Raw genomic sequence first — 4,251 nt, 5'->3', positions numbered from 1 at the left:
ACATTGTGAAAATGGAATGACTTCTTTCATACCTTGCTGTAAGAATTGGTCCATCGCCGGTTTTAAGCGAATAGCACGATCGATTTTGGCATCAGCGCCTTGGCTGTAAGCGCCAATCGCAACCAAATCTTTATTTTGTTGATATAACGAGTAAGCTTGCTTAAAGCCACGTGCCGCTGCTTGATGAAAATCACTGGTGACCATAGGCATGACACGGCTAATGGATTTTTCAATATCAATCGCAGGATAATGTCCCGCATCGGTTAAGTCACGTGATAATACAATATGGCCATCGAGGATCGCTCGCGATGCATCGGCAATCGGGTCTTGTAAATCATCACCTTCGGTTAATACCGTAAAGAATGCAGTAATCGAACCTTGCTCGTCATTACCATTACCCGCCCGTTCCACCAACTGGGGTAGTTTGGCAAAAACTGAAGGTGGATAACCTTTGGTTGCAGGCGGTTCTCCAACAGCTAAGGCAATTTCACGCTGGGCTTGAGCAAAACGTGTTAATGAATCCATTAATAGTAATACATTCAGACCTTGGTCACGGAAATATTCTGCCAATGCTAACGAGGTTTCACAACCTTTTAGACGCATCAAGGGCGATGCATCGGCAGGGGCTGCTACCACCACAGAGCGCGCACGCCCTTCTTCGCCAAGGATTTCTTCAATAAACTCTTTGACTTCTCGACCACGTTCACCAATCAAACCAACGACTACAACATCGGCCGTTGAGCCGCGAGTCATCATGCCTAACAGCACACTCTTACCCACACCAGAACCCGCAAATAATCCCATGCGCTGGCCTTGGCCTACGGTTAACATGGCGTTAATGGCTTTGACCCCGACATCGAGTGGTTTTGATATTTGTTTACGTGACAGCGGATTAATACGTTTGGCAGTAAAAGAGGTGGTTTGCCCGGTAATGATCTCGCCTTTACCATCAATCGGCTTACCAACACCATCTAATACCCGTCCAAGCAATTCCATGCCAACGGGAATACCTTGGGTTTCATTAAGGGGGGTGACTTTTGCGCCTGGGATAATACCAGTGACCTGTTCACTGGGCATTAAGAATAATTTATCACCATCAAAACCGACAACCTCGGCATCCATCAAACCATTATCGGTTTCGACAGAACACAAACTGCCAATTGCCGCGCGGCAACCGACGGCTTCAAGAGTTAAACCAACCACCCGGGTTAATTTACCGGCGACGGTGGGTTTATTGGCTAATGACGTTGTCTTTAATTGCTGTAAACGCGAAAGTAATGCCGCCATTATGAGCCCGGTTTATTAGCAATGAGAAATTGTCGCATCATCTGTTTTATACGCTGTTCCATTAACAGTTCAACCGAGGATACTTCGTTATTGATCACCAAATCACCTTGTTTCATCATCGGCTCTGAAATTAATACCCACTCACGCTTTACACATTCTTCGGTGGAATAATATTCGTTGAGCACCGCTAAATCATCAGGATGCAGGGTAATAGTTATTTTTTGGTCAAGTACAGGCAACGCATCCAATGCCAGCTTTAAGGTTTGCAATAAGATATCGTGATTAAAGGTAACTTCCGTTTTAATTAATTCTTCCGCTAACCCTGTTGCAACACGAATTAATTCACTTTCTACTTCGCTATTAACTGCCGCTAAAGGACTATGCATTTGCGTTTGTAGTTGTTCCCATGCCGTGGCTTTATCAGCAATTTGCTGTTGACCATCAGCTAAGCCTTGTGCCATGCCTTGTTCTTGACCTTGTGCTTCACCTTGGCTAAGTCCTTCAGCCGTCCCCTTGGCTAAACCGTCTTGATAACCTTGCTCTTTACCTTCGGCATAACCTTCTTCATAAGCAGCTTGTCGTATAGCGTCCAGCTCCTCAGCAGTCATTGGTTGAGGCTCAATTTCTTCAACTTGTTCCTGGCAACGCGGACCTTCATACCAATCATGCTTCATACCCAGTGCATTGGTATTAAGCTCTGCTGCTTGGGTATTTTCAAATTCAGGTAAATACCAATCTTCGATGGGATGGCCATCTTCGCCTTCAAAATTAGGCATATTGGTTTTTAAATTATCCGTCATATATTGAGCCCTTCAACGAGCATATGCTTATAAGAAGTCATCACCACCGCCTCCGCCTAGCATGATGTCACCACTGTCGGCTAAGCGACGCGCAATTGACAGGATCTCTTTCTGTGCCGATTCAACTTCACTAACGCGGATAGGCCCCATCGCTTCCAAGTCATCTTCCAAAATTTCAACTTGACGTTTCGACATGTTCTTAAAGATCTTATCTTTAAGCTGATCGTCAGCACCTTTAAGTGCTTTTTGTAGTTGCTCTTGACCCACTTCTCGCAGTAGAGCTTGAATACCACGGTCATCAACATCAATAAGATTTTCGAATACAAACATAAGGTCTTGGATCTGCTGACTTATCTCTTCATCAGATTCACGAATAGCATCCATTAACTGACCTTCGATGTTGGTATCGAGGTAGTTCATAATATTGGCAGCGGCTTTCAGGCCACCCATCTTCGCGGCTTGAGCGCCAGATTGACCTGCGAACTGTTTCTCCATGATCTCATTTAGCTCATGCAGTGCAGCAGGTTGTACTTCTTCTAGATTAGCAATACGCATCATTAAGTCGATCCGCACTTTATCTTGGAATTGCGATAAAATTTCAGCGGACTGCTCAGGTTCTAAATAAGACAATACAATGGTTTGGATCTGAGGATGCTCATTATGAATGATATTCGCTACCTGACGTGCATCCATCCATTTCAGTGAATCCAGACCTTTAGCGCCACTACCCATGATAATTTGATCAACCAAGTTACCGGCTTTATCTGCACCCAGTGCTGCTGTTAAGGCGTTACGCACGAAGTCTTCGCTGCCGACACCAATATTAGTGAATTTTTGAATGTCATCAATGAATGCGCGGTGTACACCGGCAACTTTAATTTGTGAGAAATCTTTCATTGATGCCATCGCCATACCCAAACGCTGTACTTGTTTTGGCTCTAATTGGCGAAAGATAGTCGCCGCATCCCCCTCATTCAGACTCAACATTAATATCGCCGAACGTTCAATGCCAGTTAAGGTGCTCGCGTCGAACTTCTCGGTCGTTGCTACTTGTTTATTTGAATTAGGCATCTTCTATCATCCACTCTTTAATCACTAATGCAGTTAAGTCAGGTTCGTTGGCAACGAGGGCGCGAACCGCTTCCAGCAAATCTTCATCTTTGTGTAAATTCGGTAATTGTAAATGACCACTGCGCATCGCAAAGTCAGTATCACCGTCGGCATCAGCGGTAAGCAATTGCATGTCTTCATCATTTTCAATCGCGCTAATACCTAAATCTAAATCGTCTTTCTCTACTTCTGGTTCATTGTTAATTAAGCGCTTAATCATAGGTCGGATAATCACCATGATTAATACCACAATCACAATTAAGCTCGCGGCTACACGAACTGCACGCCAGAACCATTCTTCTTCCCAGATTGGCAGATCAGCCATCGCCGCCAATTCAGGACGATTAAATGGAATAGCAACGACTTCTAAGCTGTCACCACGATTAACATTAAAACCAACACCACCTTGTAATACCCGACGAATATTGGCAATTTCAGCTTGGCTACGCGGCTCTCTAACAAGGATACCATCGGCACCCGTGCTGTTAATATAATCAACCGCCACTGAGACACTTAAGCGTTGAATAACACCGGTTTGTGATTTGGTGTGACTAATCGTAGTATCGAGTTCATAGTTTCGAGTTGATTCTTTTTGTGACTGACCTATGGGTCTTGCTGCGGCATTACCCGCGCCCGCTTCTTCTGGAATATCAGCGTCAAGTGGTGGTTGATTGGTTAAGGCACCAGGAATACCTTGATTACCATTACCCAGTGATTGACGTTCAAGTAACATTTCACTACGCACCGCCGGTAAATCAGGATTAAAACGTTTTTGGGTTTGCTCTGTCACGCTGAAGTCCATCGATACATCAACTTCAGCGGTATAGTTACTCACCCCTAATATAGGGATAAGAATAGAATCAATTTTTTCACGGTACTCACGTTCGTGATTTTGCACCATTTCAAACTCACGTCGACCTTGTGCGGCCAGCATATCTTGGCTGCCCGAATTAAGCAGACGACCATTTTGATCGGTTAAAGTAACACGTGTTGGCTCTAATCCTTGTACAGCAGAAGCAACCAATTGCACCATAGAGTCAATATTTTCTTGGGA

Annotated in this window: 4 protein-coding genes; all 4 read right to left on the bottom strand. The window is 44.5% G+C overall.

All coding sequences use genetic code 11. The annotated features are described in order from the left end of the window. A partial coding sequence (gene fliI, locus QNK26_RS18290; protein WP_319225528.1) for a flagellar protein export ATPase FliI occupies positions 1–1,287 on the bottom strand: 1,287 nt, incomplete at its 3' end. Continuing rightward, positions 1,287–2,087, bottom strand: coding sequence for a flagellar assembly protein FliH (locus tag QNK26_RS18285; RefSeq protein WP_319225527.1), 801 nt, complete (start codon positions 2,085–2,087; stop codon positions 1,287–1,289). The genes fliI and QNK26_RS18285, both read right to left, overlap by 1 nt. A 27-nt stretch (positions 2,088–2,114) precedes the next feature. Then, entirely contained in the window at positions 2,115–3,158 is a 1,044-nt protein-coding gene (fliG, locus tag QNK26_RS18280; RefSeq protein WP_319225526.1) for a flagellar motor switch protein FliG, read from the bottom strand. Beyond that, positions 3,151–4,251: flagellar basal-body MS-ring/collar protein FliF (gene fliF / locus QNK26_RS18275; RefSeq protein ID WP_319225525.1), on the bottom strand; the 1,101-nt coding region annotated here is incomplete at its 5' end. The genes fliF and fliG, both read right to left, overlap by 8 nt.

Source organism: Moritella sp. (genome assembly GCF_033791185.1).
GTDB lineage: Bacteria > Pseudomonadota > Gammaproteobacteria > Enterobacterales > Moritellaceae > Moritella.
This window is presented reverse-complemented; position numbering and strand designations above follow the sequence as displayed.

What these genes read in the sequence shown, in the direction of transcription:
- QNK26_RS18285 (WP_319225527.1), bottom strand. Translation starts at nt 2,087, where the DNA reads ATGACGGATAATTTAAAAACCAATATGCCTAATTTTGAAGGCGAAGAT.
- fliG (WP_319225526.1), bottom strand. Translation starts at nt 3,158, where the DNA reads ATGCCTAATTCAAATAAACAAGTAGCAACGACCGAGAAGTTCGACGCG.